16 protein-coding genes are annotated in these 15,686 nt (G+C 70.9%); all 16 read right to left on the bottom strand.

The features are described 5' to 3' along the window. Nucleotides 1-3: 3 nt before the first annotated feature. The 16 genes from lepB to FHS29_RS10395 all read right to left on the bottom strand — a co-directional run bounded on the left by lepB (nucleotide 4) and on the right by FHS29_RS10395 (nucleotide 15,678). Nucleotides 4-921, bottom strand: a complete 918-nt coding sequence (gene lepB / locus FHS29_RS10470; protein ID WP_184690379.1) for a signal peptidase I — start codon at nucleotides 919-921, stop codon at nucleotides 4-6. A 35-nt stretch (nucleotides 922-956) separates the two neighbouring features. Continuing rightward, nucleotides 957-1,316 carry a 50S ribosomal protein L19 gene (rplS, locus tag FHS29_RS10465; protein ID WP_184690378.1) on the bottom strand — a complete coding sequence of 120 codons (360 nt, stop codon included), beginning with the start codon at nucleotides 1,314-1,316 and terminating at the stop codon, nucleotides 957-959. A 158-nt stretch (nucleotides 1,317-1,474) separates the two neighbouring features. After that, a complete protein-coding gene (gene trmD / locus FHS29_RS10460) occupies nucleotides 1,475-2,212 on the bottom strand; it encodes a tRNA (guanosine(37)-N1)-methyltransferase TrmD (protein ID WP_184690377.1) in 738 nt (245 codons plus the stop codon). After that, on the bottom strand, nucleotides 2,202-2,717 hold the full coding sequence (gene rimM, locus FHS29_RS10455; RefSeq protein WP_184690376.1) for a ribosome maturation factor RimM: 516 nt from the start codon (nucleotides 2,715-2,717) through the stop codon (nucleotides 2,202-2,204). The genes trmD and rimM overlap by 11 nt, the downstream gene beginning before the upstream one ends. A gap of 8 nt (nucleotides 2,718-2,725) precedes the next feature. Continuing rightward, nucleotides 2,726-2,965: an RNA-binding protein gene (locus tag FHS29_RS10450; protein WP_015104447.1), complete on the bottom strand. Its 240-nt coding sequence runs from the start codon at nucleotides 2,963-2,965 to the stop codon at nucleotides 2,726-2,728. Then, nucleotides 2,962-3,405, bottom strand: coding sequence for a 30S ribosomal protein S16 (rpsP, locus tag FHS29_RS10445; protein ID WP_184690375.1), 444 nt, complete (start codon nucleotides 3,403-3,405; stop codon nucleotides 2,962-2,964). Before rpsP ends, FHS29_RS10450 begins: the two co-directional genes overlap by 4 nt. Nucleotides 3,406-3,557: 152 nt before the next feature. Continuing rightward, nucleotides 3,558-4,313: a LamB/YcsF family protein gene (locus FHS29_RS10440; RefSeq protein ID WP_184690374.1), complete on the bottom strand. Its 756-nt coding sequence runs from the start codon at nucleotides 4,311-4,313 to the stop codon at nucleotides 3,558-3,560. Continuing rightward, nucleotides 4,310-5,086, bottom strand: a complete 777-nt coding sequence (locus tag FHS29_RS10435; protein ID WP_184690373.1) for a CPBP family intramembrane glutamic endopeptidase — start codon at nucleotides 5,084-5,086, stop codon at nucleotides 4,310-4,312. Before FHS29_RS10435 ends, FHS29_RS10440 begins: the two co-directional genes overlap by 4 nt. A 14-nt stretch (nucleotides 5,087-5,100) precedes the next feature. Continuing rightward, a complete protein-coding gene (locus FHS29_RS10430) occupies nucleotides 5,101-5,811 on the bottom strand; it encodes a CPBP family intramembrane glutamic endopeptidase (protein WP_184690372.1) in 711 nt (236 codons plus the stop codon). A 99-nt stretch (nucleotides 5,812-5,910) separates the two neighbouring features. Continuing rightward, nucleotides 5,911-6,987 carry an amidohydrolase family protein gene (locus FHS29_RS10425; RefSeq protein ID WP_184690371.1) on the bottom strand — a complete coding sequence of 359 codons (1,077 nt, stop codon included), beginning with the start codon at nucleotides 6,985-6,987 and terminating at the stop codon, nucleotides 5,911-5,913. Beyond that, a complete protein-coding gene (ffh, locus tag FHS29_RS10420; protein ID WP_184690370.1) occupies nucleotides 6,984-8,522 on the bottom strand; it encodes a signal recognition particle protein in 1,539 nt (512 codons plus the stop codon). The genes FHS29_RS10425 and ffh overlap by 4 nt, the downstream gene beginning before the upstream one ends. A 37-nt stretch (nucleotides 8,523-8,559) precedes the next feature. Next, nucleotides 8,560-9,117, bottom strand: coding sequence for an AAA family ATPase (locus FHS29_RS10415; protein ID WP_312864853.1), 558 nt, complete (start codon nucleotides 9,115-9,117; stop codon nucleotides 8,560-8,562). Between the two features lie 629 nt (nucleotides 9,118-9,746). Beyond that, a complete protein-coding gene (locus FHS29_RS10410; RefSeq protein WP_184690368.1) occupies nucleotides 9,747-12,209 on the bottom strand; it encodes a [protein-PII] uridylyltransferase in 2,463 nt (820 codons plus the stop codon). Between the two features lie 19 nt (nucleotides 12,210-12,228). After that, entirely contained in the window at nucleotides 12,229-12,567 is a 339-nt protein-coding gene (locus FHS29_RS10405) for a P-II family nitrogen regulator (protein WP_184690367.1), read from the bottom strand. Continuing rightward, nucleotides 12,564-13,910, bottom strand: a complete 1,347-nt coding sequence (locus tag FHS29_RS10400; RefSeq protein ID WP_184690366.1) for an ammonium transporter — start codon at nucleotides 13,908-13,910, stop codon at nucleotides 12,564-12,566. Before FHS29_RS10400 ends, FHS29_RS10405 begins: the two co-directional genes overlap by 4 nt. A gap of 175 nt (nucleotides 13,911-14,085) precedes the next feature. Further along, nucleotides 14,086-15,678 carry an alpha/beta hydrolase gene (locus FHS29_RS10395; protein WP_184690365.1) on the bottom strand — a complete coding sequence of 531 codons (1,593 nt, stop codon included), beginning with the start codon at nucleotides 15,676-15,678 and terminating at the stop codon, nucleotides 14,086-14,088. Nucleotides 15,679-15,686 lie beyond the last annotated feature (8 nt).

Genomic DNA, 15,686 nt, shown 5'->3' with positions numbered 1-15,686 from the left:
GTGTCAGCGTACCGATCCGGCCTGTGAGGCCCTGGTCAACCGCCTGCGGAGTTTCCGGCCGATGAACACCACGGGCCACGCGGCGACCAAGCCCGCACCGGCCGGGATGCCGGACTGCCAGACGGGCGCGCCCAGCGCCACGGCCTGCGGGTTGTGGTCGCCCACGCCACCCCAGCGGGACGGCGGCAGCACGATCGCCCGCGCCTTGCCGATGACGTCGGACTCCGGCACGGTCCCGTTCACCCCGCCACCGCCCTGGCGGCGCGAGTCGGTGGAGTTGGTGCGGTTGTCGCCCATCACCCACAGCTGCCCCTCGGGCACCTTGACCGGCTCGAACGGGTCGTGGTCCTGCGGGCCGGTGCCGGGCTGCCAGTAGATGTACGGCTCGTCCAGCGGCTTGCCGTCGACCTTGAGCCGGTGCTGCTCGTCGCAGCACTCCACGGTCTGCCCGCCCACCGCGATGACGCGCTTGACGAAGTCCCGCTCGTCCGGCGGCGCGAGGCCGATCAGGGACAGGCCGGATTGGAAAATTCGCACGATCGGGTTATCCGAACGGGGCGACTGGAAGTCGTTCGCGGTCCACGCGGGGGGCCCGCGGAACACCACGACCTCGCCCGGCTCGATGTCGGTGAAGTCGTAGACCAGCTTGTCCACGAGTACCCGGTCGCCGAAGCAGGGGGCCGTGCAGCCGTGCAGCGTCTGCTCCATCGACGCCGACGGGATGACGTACACGCGCGCGAGGAAGGTCTGGATCAGGACTGTGAGCACGAGGGCTGTGCCCAGCAGCACGAGGATCTCGCGCCACAACGGGGCTTTCTTCTTGTCCTTCTTGCCCTTACGACCAGATGCCGAGTCCGGGGTGGACTCGGCATCTGGTTCCTGACCGTCTTCGTCAGCGGAGCTGTGCACGGGTTCTGCCACGTGGGGCAGGCTACTGGTTGCGCGTGAACCCGCCGTCAGGAGGCCGGCTTGGCTTCGCGCTTCTCCTTGATCTTGGCGGCCTTGCCGCGCAGGTCGCGCAGGTAGTACAGCTTCGCGCGGCGGACGTCGCCGCGGGTGGCGACCTCGATCTCGGCGATGTTCGGGGAGTGCACCGGGAAGGTGCGCTCGACGCCGACACCGAACGAGACCTTGCGGACGGTGAAGGTCTCGCGGATCCCGCCGTTCTGCCGGCGGATCACGACGCCCTGGAACACCTGGACCCGCTCGCGGGAGCCCTCGATGACGCGGACGTGGACCTTCAGCGTGTCGCCCGGCCGGAAGCTCGGGATGTCGGAGCGCAGCGACTGGGCGTCAAGAGCGTCCAGGGTGTTCATCGGTGGTCCGTCCTCGTCCTCACGTGTACGTACTCCCCCAGGGCACGTTCTAAGTCAAGTACCTACGTGGGGGCGGGCTTTGCGGCGCACGCCGGGGCTGACCGGGTGCAGCAACCTGTCCAGTGTGCCAGATCGGGTGTGCGCCGACGAAATCGGGGCTAGCGGAGCTCGTCGAGCAGCTTGCGGTCGTGCTTGTCCAACGCGCCCTCGGGGAGCGCGTCGAGCAGGTCGGGGCGGCGTTCGAGCGTGCGGCGCAACGCCTGGTCACGCCGCCAGCGGTCGATCAGCCGGTGGTTGCCGGACCGCAGCACCTCCGGCACGGCCAGGTCGCGCCACACCTCGGGCCGGGTGTACGAGGGGCCTTCCAGCAGCCCGTCGGAGAACGAGTCCTGCGCCGCCGACGCCGGGTTGCCCAGCACGCCGGGCAGCAGCCGGACCACGGCCTCGACCATGACCAGCACCGCGACCTCGCCGCCGACCAGCACGTAGTCGCCGATGGACACCTCGTCCACCCGCATCCGCCGGGACGCGTCGTCCACCACCCGCTGGTCGATGCCCTCGTACCGGCCGCACGCGAACACCAGCCGGGGTTCGGCGGCGTACTCGTGCGCCAACCGCTGGGTGAACGGCCGACCCGCCGGCGTGGGCACCACCAGCCGCGGGGTCTCCCCCGCGCACACGGCGTCCAGCGCCTCACCCCAGACCTGGGGCTTCATCACCATGCCGGGGCCGCCGCCGTACGGGCTGTCGTCCACGGCCTTGTGCACGTCGTGCGTCCAGTCCCGCAGGTCGTGCACGTCGACGCTGATCAGGCCCTTGTCGACGGCCTTGCCGAGCAGCGCCGCGCGCAGCGGCTCCAGGTACTCCGGGAAGATCGTGACGACGTCAATCCGCATCGAGCAGGCCCTCTGGCGGGTCCAGCACGACACGGCCGCCCGCCAGGTCCACGGTGGGCACGATCTGCCGCACGAACGGCACCAGCACCTCGTCGCCCTCGCGGCGGATCACCAGCAGCTCGCCACCCGGACCGTGCACGACCTCCAGGACCGTCCCGACCGCGGTGCCGTCGAGCAGTTCGGCCCGCAGGCCTTCCAGCTGGTGGTCGTAGAACTCGTCCGGGTCGCCGGTCGGCGGCAGGTCGGAGGTGGCCGCGAGCAGCAGCGTGCCGCGCAGCGTCTCGGCGACGTCCCTGGTCAGGACCTCTTCGAAACGCACCAGCAGCCGCCCGGAGTGGTTCCGGGCGGCTGCCACGGTGAGCGTGCGGGAGGTGCCGTCACGCAGCTTCGCGACCAGTGCCGAGCCGTGCGCGAACCGCAGCTCGGGCGAGTCGGTGCGCACGTCGACGGCCAACTCGCCGCTGATCCCGTGCGCCTTGGCCACCCGGCCGACGACGACGTCCATGTGCGCGCTCAGCGGTCGGTGTCGACCACGTCGACGCGCACGCCACGGCCGCCGATGCCGGCCATCACGGTGCGCAGTGCGGTCGCGGTCCGGCCACTGCGGCCGATGACCTTGCCGAGGTCGTCCGGGTGGACGTGCACCTCCAGCGTGCGACCGCGCCGGGTCGTGACCAGGTTCACCCGGACGTCGTCCGGGTGGTCGACGATGCCCCGGACGAGGTGTTCCAGGGCGTCGGCCAACAAGCTCACGCCTCGTCCTTGGCGGCGGGGGCCTCTTCGGCCTTCGCGGAGTCGTCCTTCTTCGAGGACTTCTTCTTCGGCGTGGTGGCCTCGGTCGTCGGCGCGTCACCGGCGGCGGCCAGCGCGGCGGCGAACAGCTCCGCCTTGCTGGTCTTGGGCTCCTTGACCTTCAGGGTGCCCTCGGCGCCCGGCAGGCCCTTGAACTTCTGCCAGTCGCCGGTGATCTCCAGGAGGCGCTGCACGGACTCGGTCGGCTGCGCGCCGACACCGAGCCAGTACTGGGCCCGCTCGGAGTCGACCGCGATGAACGACGGCTCTTCCTTCGGGTGGTACTTGCCGATCGTCTCGATGGCCTTGCCGCTGCGGCGGGTGCGCGCGTCGGCGACGACGATCCGGTAGTACGGCTGACGGATCTTGCCAAGCCGCTGAAGCTTGATCTTGACGGCCACGGGTGTGGGTACTCCTCAGGCTCTCAATTTGCTCAGGTGCGGGCACTCCTCACCCGCGTGGGGCACGGGTGGGAAAGCCCAAGTGTCTGGGCGCCATGGCACGGTGAGAGGGACCGACCGCGGCGAACAACAGGCCATTCTGCCAGACAGGCCTACTCCACCACGAATCGCCCCAGCCGCACACCGGCTTCGAGGAGCGCTTTCCGCACGGATCGGGCGTGCTCTACGGCACCTGGCGTGTCTCCGTGCAGGCAGATGGAGTCCACTTCGGTGGCGATCGTCTCACCCGTCACCGCGACCAGTTCGCCGTGGCGAGCGAGCCGGAGCACCTGGTCGAGCACGGCTTCGGTGCTCGACAGGACGGCTCCGGGCCGCGTACGGGGCACCAGCGTGCCTTCGGGCGTGTACGCGCGATCCGCGAACGCCTCCCGCACCGCCCGCAGCCCCGCACGTGCGGCGTGGTGCAGCAGACGCGAGCCGGGCAGTCCGAGTACGGGCAGGTCACCGAACGCCTTGACGCCGTTCACGACAGCCTCGGCCTGTGCGTCGTGGTGCACGGTCGCGTTGTAGAGAGCACCGTGAGGCTTGACGTAAGACACCCGTGTGCCGGCCGCACGCGCACACGCGTCGAGAGCCCCGACCTGGTACAGCACCTCGTCGGCCAGTTCGGCCGGATCGGCGTCGATGAACCGCCGCCCGAAGCCGGCCAGATCGCGGTACGACACCTGCGCGCCGACGGCGACGCCCCGTTCGGCGGCCTGCCCGCACACCCGGCGCATGGTCGACGGATCGCCCGCGTGGAAGCCGCAGGCCACGTTCGCGCTGGTCACGACGTCGAGCAGGGCGGCGTCGTCACCGAGCCGCCAGATGCCGAAGCCCTCGCCGAGGTCGCTGTTCAGGTCGATCACGTGGGCATCAACCCCACCGAGACGAGCAGCAGCGTCAGGCCGGGCAGGAAGTTGTTGACCACGTGCGCCACGACGCTCGCGGTGAGCCGCCTGGTGATCAGGCGGGCGATGCCGATCGGCAGGGCGATCACGATCAGCAGCGACGTGCGCAGCGGCTCCAGGTGGCTGGCCGCGAAGATCAGCGTGGTGAGCACGAACGCGGCCCACTGGCTCCAGCCCTGCCGTTCGATCGCGCCCCACAGCAGGCCCCGGTAGATCAGCTCCTCGCAGATCGGGCCCACGAAGCACACGTAGAGGAACATCGCGATGGCGGCGGACAGCGGCAGCCCGGCGCCGTCCACCAGCTCGCCGATCGCGGACGTGGCGTTCTGGTCGCCGACGACCCTGGACCAGATCAGCGCGGCCAGGTAGGTCAGCACCAGCCCGAGCAGCCCCAGCTTGAGGCCGATCTTGACGTCCGCCCAGTTCCAGCTCAGCCGCAGGTCCACCAGCGGGCCGTTGCCGCGGACCCTGGTGATGACCACGGCGACCGCGGCCGCCAGCACGGTGGGCACCATCGAGCCGACCAGGATGAACGCCACCGACGAGCCGATGTCCGTGCCGGAGGTGCGGGCGACCGCGGTGATGAACACGGCGCTCAACACGAAGATCGCCTCGACCAGCAGGAACGCGCCAAAGCCCCAGCGCTGCCCGGCGTTCGCGGGCGACGGCTCACGGCCGACCGCGCGGACTCCGGCGATCAGCCCTGTCGGGGGTTCATCCGGTGGGTTCACAGCGAACACCCTAATCAGGAGGCGCCTACGTACAGGTAGACGGCGGGCAGCAGGTTGTTGGCCGCGTGCGCGACGACGCTCGCCGAGACCCGCCCGGTGACCATCCGGGCGGCGCCGATGGCGAGGCCTTGGGCGAACAGGCTGACCGTCCGCCACGACTCCTCGTGCAGGAACGCGAACATCAGGGCGGTGAGGCCGAGGATCGCGACCTTGGGAACCCGGTAGTGCTCCAGCGCGTTCCACAGGGCTCCCCGGGTGAGCAGTTCCTCGGTCAGGGGCGCGCCGAGGAAGACGAACAGCGCCGCGAGCGCCAGCCACACCGACCGTCCGCCGGACAGCGCCTCGACCTGTTCCGGGGAGCTGCCGGTGTCGCGGTTGACGCGGAGCAGCACCACGCCGAGTACCCACGCGGCGAGCAGGGACAACCCGCCGCACAGGAGGCCGACCTTGACGTCGTACCAGCGCGGGGCGATGCCGAAGTCCTTGTTCGGCCCCTCACCCCGGCGCCACGAGACGACCACGGGGCCGAGGCCCAGCAGGACGTTCGGCAGGAAGAGCAGCAGCAGCAACGGTCCGAGCACCGGCGGGTCGGTGATGTCGACCTCGGCGAACCGGTCGGCGGTGACCGCGGTGAACACCAGCGTGGACAGGTGGTACCCGGCCAAGCCCGAGAAGAAGGCGAGGAAGCCCCAATGCGCCCGCCCGCTGTCCCGCTGTTCGTCCACTCGTCCGAACGTAGCGGCACAACCGGGAGCCGCACTGCCCGGATCGGCCCAAGATCACTCTGACGGACGCGCGCTACGCGCGAGGCGTCGGCGGACGTGTCAGTGGATGCGTCCGCGCAGCATGACCAGCGCGGGGTGCCGCAGGGCTTCGAGGTCTTCGCGCGGGTCGTCCTCGTACACGACGATGTCCGCCGCCGCGCCTTCCACCAACGACGGGAAGCCCAGCCACTCGCGCGCCGACCAGGACGCGGCGGCCAGCGCGTCGTGCCGGGACAGGCCTACCTCGTGCAGCGCCCGCACCTCGTCCACGATCCGGCCGTGCCGGATGCCGCCGCCCGCGTCGGTGCCCGCGTAGACCGGGACGCCGGCTTCGACCGCGGCGGCGACGGTGGCCCTGTTCCGCGCGTACAGGTCCCGCATGTGGGTGGCGTACGCCGGGAACTTCTCCGCGCCCGCCGAGGCGATGTCGGGGAAGTTCTCGATGTTGATCAGCGTCGGGACCAGGGCGGTGCCGGCGGCGGCCATGGTGGCGATGGTGTCGTCGGTCAGGCCGGTGCCGTGCTCGATGCAGTCGATGCCCGCCGCGAGCAGGCCCGGCAGGGCGTCCTCGCCGAACACGTGCGCGGTGACCCGTGCGCCGCCGTCGTGCGCGACCTTGATCGCCTGCGCCAGCACGTCGTCGGACCACAGCGGGGCCAGGTCGCCGGTGCCGCGGTCGATCCAGTCGCCGACCAGCTTGATCCAGCCGTCGCCCTCGGCGATCTGCTCGGCCACCGCACCGGGCAGGTCCTGCTCGTCCTCGATCTCCACGCCCAGGTACTTGATGTACCGCTTGGGCCGTGCCAGGTGCCGTCCCGCCCGGACGATGCGGGGCAGGTCCAGGCGTTCCTGCAGCGGACGGGTGTCCAGCGGGGAACCGCAGTCGCGCAGCAGCAGCGCGCCCGCCTCCCGGTTCAGCAACGCCTGCTCGACGGCTTCCGGCAGGTCCACCGCGCCCTTCGCGCCCAGCCCGACGTGGCAGTGCGCGTCGACCAGGCCGGGCACCAGGTACCCGCCGTCCACGACGGTCCGCGCACCCGGCACCGGCTGGGTGCGGATGCGCCCGTTGACCACCCACAGATCACGCGGGTCGCCCCCGTCGGGCAGGACGACGCCGCGCAGGTGCAGACCGGTCACTTGCCGAACTTCAACTTCGACGGGTCGAACCCGGGCGGCAACTGGTCCAGGCTGCCCAGCCCCGGCGGCAGTTCGGGCATCCCGCCGCCGCCACCGGGCATACCGGGGGGCATCCCGCCCGGCAGCATGCCGGGGAAGCCGCCGCGCACCTTCGGCGGCGTCGGGCCGCGGCCCTTGCCCTTCTTGCCCTTCTTGCCCTTGCCCTTGCGGGTGTTCTTGCCGCCCGGCAGACCGAACCGGCCGGCCATCTGCGACATCATCTTGCGCGCCTCGAAGAACCGGTTGACCAGGTCGTTCACCTCGCTGACCCGGACGCCCGAGCCGTTCGCGATGCGCAGCCGGCGGGACGCGTTGATGATCTTCGGGTCGTCCCGCTCGGCGGGCGTCATGCCCCGGATGATGGCCTGCACCCGGTCCAGGTGCTTCTCGTCCAGGTTCGCGAGCTGGTCCTTCATCTGACCCGCGCCGGGCAGCATGCCGAGCAGGTTCGCGATCGGGCCCATCTTGCGCAGGGTGAGCATCTGCTCCAGGAAGTCCTCCAGCGTGAGCTGGCCGGACCCCATCTTGACCGCGGCGGCCTCGGCCTGGTCGGCGTCGAACGCCTGCTCGGCCTGCTCGATCAGGGTCAGCATGTCGCCCATGCCGAGGATCCGCGACGCCATCCGGTCCGGGTGGAAGACGTCGAAGTCCTCCAGCTTCTCGCCGTTGGACGCGAACAGGATCGGCTGGCCGGTCACCTCGCGGACGCTCAGCGCGGCACCACCGCGCGCGTCGCCGTCGAGCTTGGTCAGCACGACGCCGGTGAAGCCGACGCCGTCCCGGAACGCGGTCGCGGTGTTCACCGCGTCCTGACCGATCATCGCGTCGACCACGAACAGCACCTCGTCGGGCTGCACGGCGGCGCGGATGTCGATCGCCTGGCGCATCATCTCCTCGTCGACACCCAGCCGGCCGGCCGTGTCGACGAGCACGACGTCGTGCTGCGCGCGCTTGGCCTCGTCGATGCCGCGACGGGCCACGTCGACCGGGTCGCCGACACCGTTGCCGGGCTCGGGGGCGAACACCGGGACTCCGGCCCGCTCACCGACGACCTGCAACTGGGTGACCGCGTTGGGTCGCTGGAGGTCGCACGCGACGAGCATCGGCGTGTGCCCCTGCCCGCGCAGCCACTTCGCGAGCTTGCCCGCGAGCGTGGTCTTGCCGGCGCCCTGGAGACCGGCGAGCATGATCACCGTGGGCGGGTTCTTCGCGAGGTTCAGCCGCCGCGTCTCCCCGCCGAGGATGCCGACCAGTTCCTCGTTGACGATCTTGACGACCTGCTGGGCGGGGTTGAGCGCCTGGGAGACCTCGGAGCCCTTGGCCCGTTCCTTGACCTTCGCGATGAAGGTGCGGACGACGGGCAGGGCGACGTCGGCCTCCAGCAACGCCACGCGGATCTCGCGCGCGGTGGCGTCGATGTCGGCCTCGGACAGCCGCCCCTTGCCCCGCAGGTTCTGCAGGACGGAGGTGAGCCGGTCGGAAAGGGTGTTGAACACGATGCCGCCAGACCTCGCACGTCGTCGGACCGAATGACTAAGAGTCAGGGTAGCCGCTCGTGCCGACCGACAGTCGCAGACGGTCGGCGCGGGTCAGCACCGTCAACGCCTGCCACCCCCGCGGGGCCCGGCCCCCGGCGAACCTCTCCCGCAACTGCCCGGCCCGCTTCACGTGCCGGGCGAACGAGCTCTCCCGGATCAACCGCCCCCGCCGCACCTGCCCCGACAACGCCTCCTCGGGACTCGCGTCCAGCCACATGAAGTGCCGGGGCCGGTTGCTGATCACCCCGACCGCGACCAGGCCGGCCCGGGTGGTCGGCCGCGTGGACGGCTCGTGCACCAGCAGGAGGCTCGACGCGGTGACCGCGAACCAGAGGATGCGAAGGCGGTGCACGAGGTGGACGAGGGGCCGGTAGAAGCGGTAGGGCAGCGACGCCGGCAGCACATCCCGCAGATAACCGCGAACCTGGTCGGAGTCCAGCACAACGGCAGGCGCGCCACCCGTGTCGACCCCGGCGAGCAACGTCGTCTTACCCGCGCCCGGCAGTCCGGCCAGCACGACCAGGGCACGCGGCGCTACGGCGACGGCGGTCATCGCATCCATACTAAAGAGACGTTTCGGACGCTACAGAGTTCCCTCCCTCACAACCCGCGTCCGCAACCCCACCGTGCGCGCCCGCACCACCCCGCCCCAGCACCGTGTGCCCGCACCACCGCAACCCCTCCCAACCCATCCGCCACCGCCGGCCTCAGCCGGCAGGCCGACGGGATGGGTGCGCACGGGTGACAACCGGAGTGACAGCGGACAGGCAGCACGCAGCAGGCCGACCAGATAACCGCAGGTCAGAGCCCTATAGCACAGCCAGCCCGTGGCCTCCGGCCCCCACATCGATCATCCCACGAGGCACCGACAATGCCGCCCGCAAAGCTGAGAGCACCCACAGCCCGCACCCAGCCGCACCCAGCCGCACCCAACACCCGCATCCCGCACCCCGCGGGCCGCAGCCCGCAGCCCGACAAGAAATCAGACCTGGAAATGTTCGGGGGCGGTCCAACCCCTCAGTGGACCGCCCCCGAACCTTTCGTCGGTGACGCTCCATCCGCCCGACTCCGGCGGCCCCCCGCGTCACAGCTGGAAGCCTGCCCGCCACAGGAGCCCACGGGCAGCGTGAGCACCCGCTATCGGTTGTGCGTAGACCTACGCAAACACCCGCCGACAACCACTCAGCGCGCCGCCCCCAACACCGCCCTCTCGACCCGCTCCCGCCACACCCCGTCCAGCTCCCCCACCCCGGTGATCGCGAACGAGTCCACCACCGTAGAACCCAACGTGGACACCCGAGCCCACACCACATCCACCCCGACCCGCTCCAACGCATCCGCCACCCGGTGCAGCAACCCGATCCGGTCCGCCGCCCGCAGCTCCAGCACCACGCCCCCGGTCGACTCGTCGTCGAACCACAACACCCTCGGCGGCGGCGGGTCCAGCGGCGGGCCCCCGTAGTCACGTTCCTTCGCCGCCAACTTCTCCGTCAACGCCAACGACCCGTCGACCGCGCGAGTCAACTGCTCCCGCAACAAAGTGACATCAGGCATGGACCCGAACCTCGGCGACACCGTGAACACGTCCACCGCAGCCCCCTCGTGGGACCGCAGCACCGCCGAATGCACCTCAAGCGAGTTCAACGCCAACACCCCCGCCGCCCGCGACAACAACCCCGGCCGGTCCGGAGCAACCACCGTCACCGAAGCAACATGACCATGCACGTCCACCAACACATCAGGCTTCCCCGTCCCAGCTCCCGCTCCCGTCTCAGACCCCGCCCCCACACCCGACACCACCGCCACCAGATCCTGCTGCCGCCGGTCCAACGGCTCGGGCTCGGGCAACGGATCCCCGGCCATCGCCGTCCGGCACCGCGCCACCAGATCCCTGATCAGCGACGCCTTCCACTCCGTCCAGACCCCGGGCCCGGTCGCCACCGCGTCCGCCTCGGCCAACGCGTGCAGCAACTCCAACAGCACCGGGTCGCCGCCGAGCGTGTCGACCACCCGCCGCACAGTCGCCTCGTCCTCAACATTTCGCCGGGTCGCCGTGTGCGGCAACAGCAGGTGATGCCGGACGAGAGCGCTCAACGTGACGACGTCCTGCGGCCACAACCCCAACCGCTCGGCGACCTGCGTGGCCAACGCGGCGCCGACCTCGGAGTGGTCCTGCTGCCGCCCCTTGCCGATGTCGTGCAGCAAAGCGCCCAGCAGCAGCAGATCCGGCCGCGACACCCAAGTCACCAACCGCGCCGCATGAGCGGTCGCCTGCACCAGATGCCGGTCCACAGTCCACATGTGGGCGGCATCGCGCGGCGGTAGATCGCGGACTGCGCCCCACTCGGGGAACAGCCGTCCCCACAGTCCGGTCCGGTCCAGCGCCTCCACCACGTCGACCAGCCCGGAGCCGCTGCCCAGCAACGCCAGCAGTTCTTCACGCGCCTCACGCGGCCACGGCTGACGCAGCTCCGGCGCGGAATCGGCGAGCTTCGACAACGTCCCCGCCGCGATCGGGTGTTTGCTCCGCGCCGCCGCCGTGGCGACCCGCAACAACAACGCCGGGTCACGGCTGGGCATGGCGTCACGCGCCAACGCGACCTCAGACCCGTGCAGCACAACGCCTTCGTCCAACGGCCGCCGAGCAGGAACCCGCCGCAGCGGTGACCGCGCGAACACGCCCAACCCCCGCTTCGGCACCGCCGCACGCGCCGTCCGCATGGCCACGTCCACCGCGTAGGCGATGGTCCGAGCAGCCGAGGACGTGGCGCGGGCCAGCGCGAACCGATCGGCCAGCCCCAGTGCCGAGGCGACCTCGTCACCGTCCTGCGCCCGCAGCACGTCACGCGGCCGGCGCACCACCCGCCGCAGTTCCGTCCGCACGTCCAGCAGCAGCTTCCGCGCCTCGTCGACCTCCGCCGAAGCCCGATCGGTCAGCTGCGCGACGGACAACGCGTCCAGCAGGGCCACGTCCCGCAGCCCGCCCCGACCGTGCTTGAGGTCCGGCTCGACGCGGTGCGCGATCTCGCCGCTGCGGGCCCACCGCCGTTGCGCCGACTCGGCCATCTCGTCCAGCCTGGTCCGCACCCCGGAGCGCCACGCCTGGCGGGCGTTCTCCGCGAGCCGCCCGCTGATCTCCGGGTCGCCCGCGATGTGCCGGAGGTCCAGCAGCCCCATCGCGGTCCGCAGGTCCCCGGCCGCGACCCGCAGGGCCTCGCCGACCGTGCGCACCGAGTGGTCCAGGCCGATGCCCGAGTTCCACAGCGGGTACCAGAGCCGCCCGGCGACCTCCTCCACGCCCTTGTGCCCGTTGTGCACCAGGACCAGGTCCAGGTCCGAGTAGGGCACCAGTTCACGCCTGCCCAAGCCCCCCACCGCAACCAGGGCCGACCCACTGCCCGGCCCGCTCCCGGACCCGCCGCCCTGCCCACTGCCCAACCCACTGCCCGGCCCGCTCGCCAACCCGCCACCCAGCCCACCGACACCCGCGCGCAAGGCGTGCGCGGTCAGCCAGAACTCGTGCAGGTCCACCAGCGCCTCGCGCAGCGACTCCCCCACCAGCCGCCGACGCCCCGGCGCGAGCAGTCGATCACGTGCCCGCACCAGGTCGTCAGCCGTGACGACGGCCGTCCCGGCGTTCTCCATCACGGCCGTCCCCCGTTCCCTACAGAGCGTCGGATCCGCGCTCCCCGGTCCGCACCCGGACGACCGCTTCGACCGGGGTCACCCACACCTTGCCGTCGCCGATCTTGCCGGTGCGGGCGGCTTCCACGATCGCGTCCAGCACCTTGTCGACGGCCGCGTCGTCGATCAGCACCTCGACGCGCAGCTTGGGCAGGAAGTCCACGGCGTACTCGGCGCCCCGGTAGACCTCGGTGTGCCCCTTCTGCCTGCCGTAGCCCTGGACCTCGCTGACGGTCATGCCCAGCACGCCCAGCTGCTCCAGCGACGTCTTCACGTCGTCCAGCGTGAACGGCTTGATGATCGCGGTGACCAGCTTCATGACTTGGTGCTCCCCTCAAGGACCGCGGACGCGCCGGCGGCCACGTTGGGCTTGGTGTTGCCACGCGAACCGGACAGGCCGCCGCCGAACTCGTAGGCGGTCTCCGCGTGCTCGGCCTCGTCGATGCCGGCGATCTCGGCCTCCTCGTCGGCCCGGAAGCCCACGGTGAACTTGACCAGGTAGCCCAGCACCAGGCTCAGCACGAACGAGTAGCCGAGCACGGCCACCGCACCCACCGCCTGCCGCCACAGCTGGTCCACGCCGCCACCGTAGAAGAGGCCGTTCACCGCCGCAGGGGCGGTGTCGCTGGCGAAGAAGCCGATCAGGACGGTGCCGGACAGACCGCCGACCAGGTGCACGCCGACCACGTCGAGCGAGTCGTCGAAGCCGAAGCGGTACTTGAGGCTGACCGCCAGGGCGCACAGCGCGCCGGTGATCGCGCCGACCGCGATGGCACCCAATGGGGTGACAGCGGAGCACGCGGGGGTGATCGCGACCAGACCGGCGACGATGCCCGACGCGGCACCGAGGGTGGTGGCGTTGCCGTCCCGGACGCGTTCCACGGCCAGCCAGGCGAGCATGGCGGCGGACGTGGCGACCAGGGTGTTGACGAACGTGACGCCGGCCGTGGTGTTCGCGCCGACCGCGGAGCCCGCGTTGAACCCGAACCAGCCGAACCACAGCAGACCCGCGCCCAGCACGACCAGCGGCAGGTTGTGCGGCTTCATCCGGTCCTTGGGCCAGCCGACGCGCCTGCCCAGGACGATCGCCAGCGCGAGGCCCGCCGCGCCGGCGTTGATGTGCACGGCCGTGCCGCCCGCGAAGTCGATGGCGGACAGCTCGTTGGCGATCCACCCGCCGGGGTCGACGACGTTGCCGGCCGCGTCCTTGCCGTCGAAGTCGAACACCCAGTGCGCGACCGGGAAGTACACGACCAGCGACCACAGCCCGGCGAACAGCAGCCACGGCCCGAACCTGGCGCGGTCCGCGACGGCGCCGGAGATCAGGGCGACCGTGATGATCGCGAACATCGCCTGGAACGCGACGAACACCGTGGTCGGGATGGTGCCGGTCAACGCGTCCTTGCCCAGCAGCCCGTCCAGGCCGAAGAACTCGAACGGCTTGCCCAGCAGGCCGGCCCCGACATCGGTGCCGAACGCGGCGGAGTAGCCGACCAGCACCCAGAGCACGCCGACCACGCCGATCGCACCCAGGCTCATCATCATCATGTTGAGCACGCTCTTGGACCGGACCATGCCCCCGTAGAAGAAGGCGAGGCCGGGTGTCATCAGCAGCACCAGTGCGGAGCTGGTGAGCAACCAGGCGGTGTCCCCTGTATCCACGTCGACCTCCACTGCGCGTCGGTTGCAGGGAGCATCGGGATGTCCTGTTTCGCCGGGACGCGCGGCAGGTTTCGCGCCGGTGAACTGTCCGGGTGCCGGTGTTACAGGCACGTTTCGACGCGAAGGGCCGCCCCTCGCGCGAAGCGAGGAGCGGCCCTTCGGACGGTCCGAGCGGTTACTTCACCCAGCCGGGCAGACCGGGCTTGGGCCCGACCGGGACGTGAGGCGTCCCGGACGAGGCCGCGGCCGGGGCCGAGGGCTCGACGGCGGCGCAGCGGGTGCCGTCACGCGGCACCTTCCGCTCGATCAGGTAGGAGTCGGACGCGCCCCTGGTGCAGGCGCTGCGGCTGTAGACGCCGTGGCCCCAGCCTTCGTAGGTCAGCAGGACGGTGGTGTCGCGGCTCTGCCGGTGGGCGTTGACGGCCCACTCGTAACCCGTCGCCGGGTCGTGCAGGGCGTTGAGCATCAGGATCTTCGGGGCGTGCTTGATGCGCAGCCGGTGCTGCGGGTTGTTGACCTTCTCCGGCAGGCCGACGCAGCCGGCGATCGCGACGTGGCCCAGCGACGAGCCGCGCATGTGCGGAGCGAGCTGCCTGGCCCGACGGACCAGGGACGAGAACTCGCGGTGGTCCTTCACCCGGATCGCCCAGTCCTGGCAGAACACGGCCGGGAACGGGTTCTCCGCGATCTCCACCGCGAAGGCCTGCGGAGCGGCCTTGCCCGCGCCCAGCGCCACCAGCAATTCGGACAGCCTCTGCCAGTGCGGGCCGTAGAACGCGCCGAACGCGGCGCCGATGATGTCGTCGGCGGTCACCTTGCGGGTCGGGAAGTCGGGGTCGGTGACCTCACCGCGATCTGCCTTCGCCAGCAGGTCGTCCCAGACCTTCGCGACGTCCTCGCCGTGCAGCGCGCACGACGTCGAGCGGTCGCACCACTTCACGAACTCGCGGAACGAGTCCTCGGCGGTGCGGGCCTCGGTCTCGTTGAAGCGCCACGTGTCGAGGCTGTGGTCCATGTTGGAGTCGATGACCATGGCCCGGATGTTGCGGCCGTAGCGCTCGGCGTACTGCTGGCCGATGAGCGTGCCGTAGGAGACGCCGTAGTAGTTGATCTCGCGCTCGCCGAGCGAGCGCCGCAGGGCGTCGATGTCGTCGACGACGCCGATGGTGTCGGCGTGGTCGAACATCGGGCCGGTGTTCTTGCGGCAGTCGGCGGCCAGGTCGCGGTTGTACTGCCCGAGCGCCTCGAACTCCGCCTGGTTCGCCGGGTACACCGACGGCTGCTTCTGCAGCATGTCGATCGAGCACTTCACCGGCTGGCTGCGCGCGACACCGCGCGGGTCGAAGCCGATGATGTCGAAGCGCTCCTGCACCTGCGGGCTGAAGAAGCGGTTGGCGCCCAGGGCGAAGTCCACCCCGGAGCCGCCGGGGCCACCGGGGTTGATCACCATGACGCCGATGCGCTTGGCGGGATCGGTCGCCTTGCGGCGCGCCACGGCCAGGTCGAACTTGTCGCCGCGCGGCTTGGACCAGTCGATGGGCAGCCTCAGCGTGCCGCACTCGACCTCGGCGAGTTCCGGACACGGCTTCCAGTCGATGGCCTTCAGGCCCGCGTCCTGGAAGTCGGCATCCCGGATGCCGGTGCCCTGGACGTCCGTGCCCTGGACGTCCGCGGAGTCCGCCGGGTCCGCGGACGCGAACGACGTCATGCCGACGACGAGTGCGAACGCGGTGCCGACACCGCCTAACGCTCGGATGATCGGTCGCACAGGTGTGC

It is taken from the genome of Saccharothrix tamanrassetensis, assembly GCF_014203665.1.
In the GTDB taxonomy this organism is placed as follows: domain Bacteria; phylum Actinomycetota; class Actinomycetes; order Mycobacteriales; family Pseudonocardiaceae; genus Actinosynnema; species Actinosynnema tamanrassetense.
Note: the sequence above shows the minus strand (reverse complement) of the source record. Positions and strands in the feature narration are given on the sequence as shown.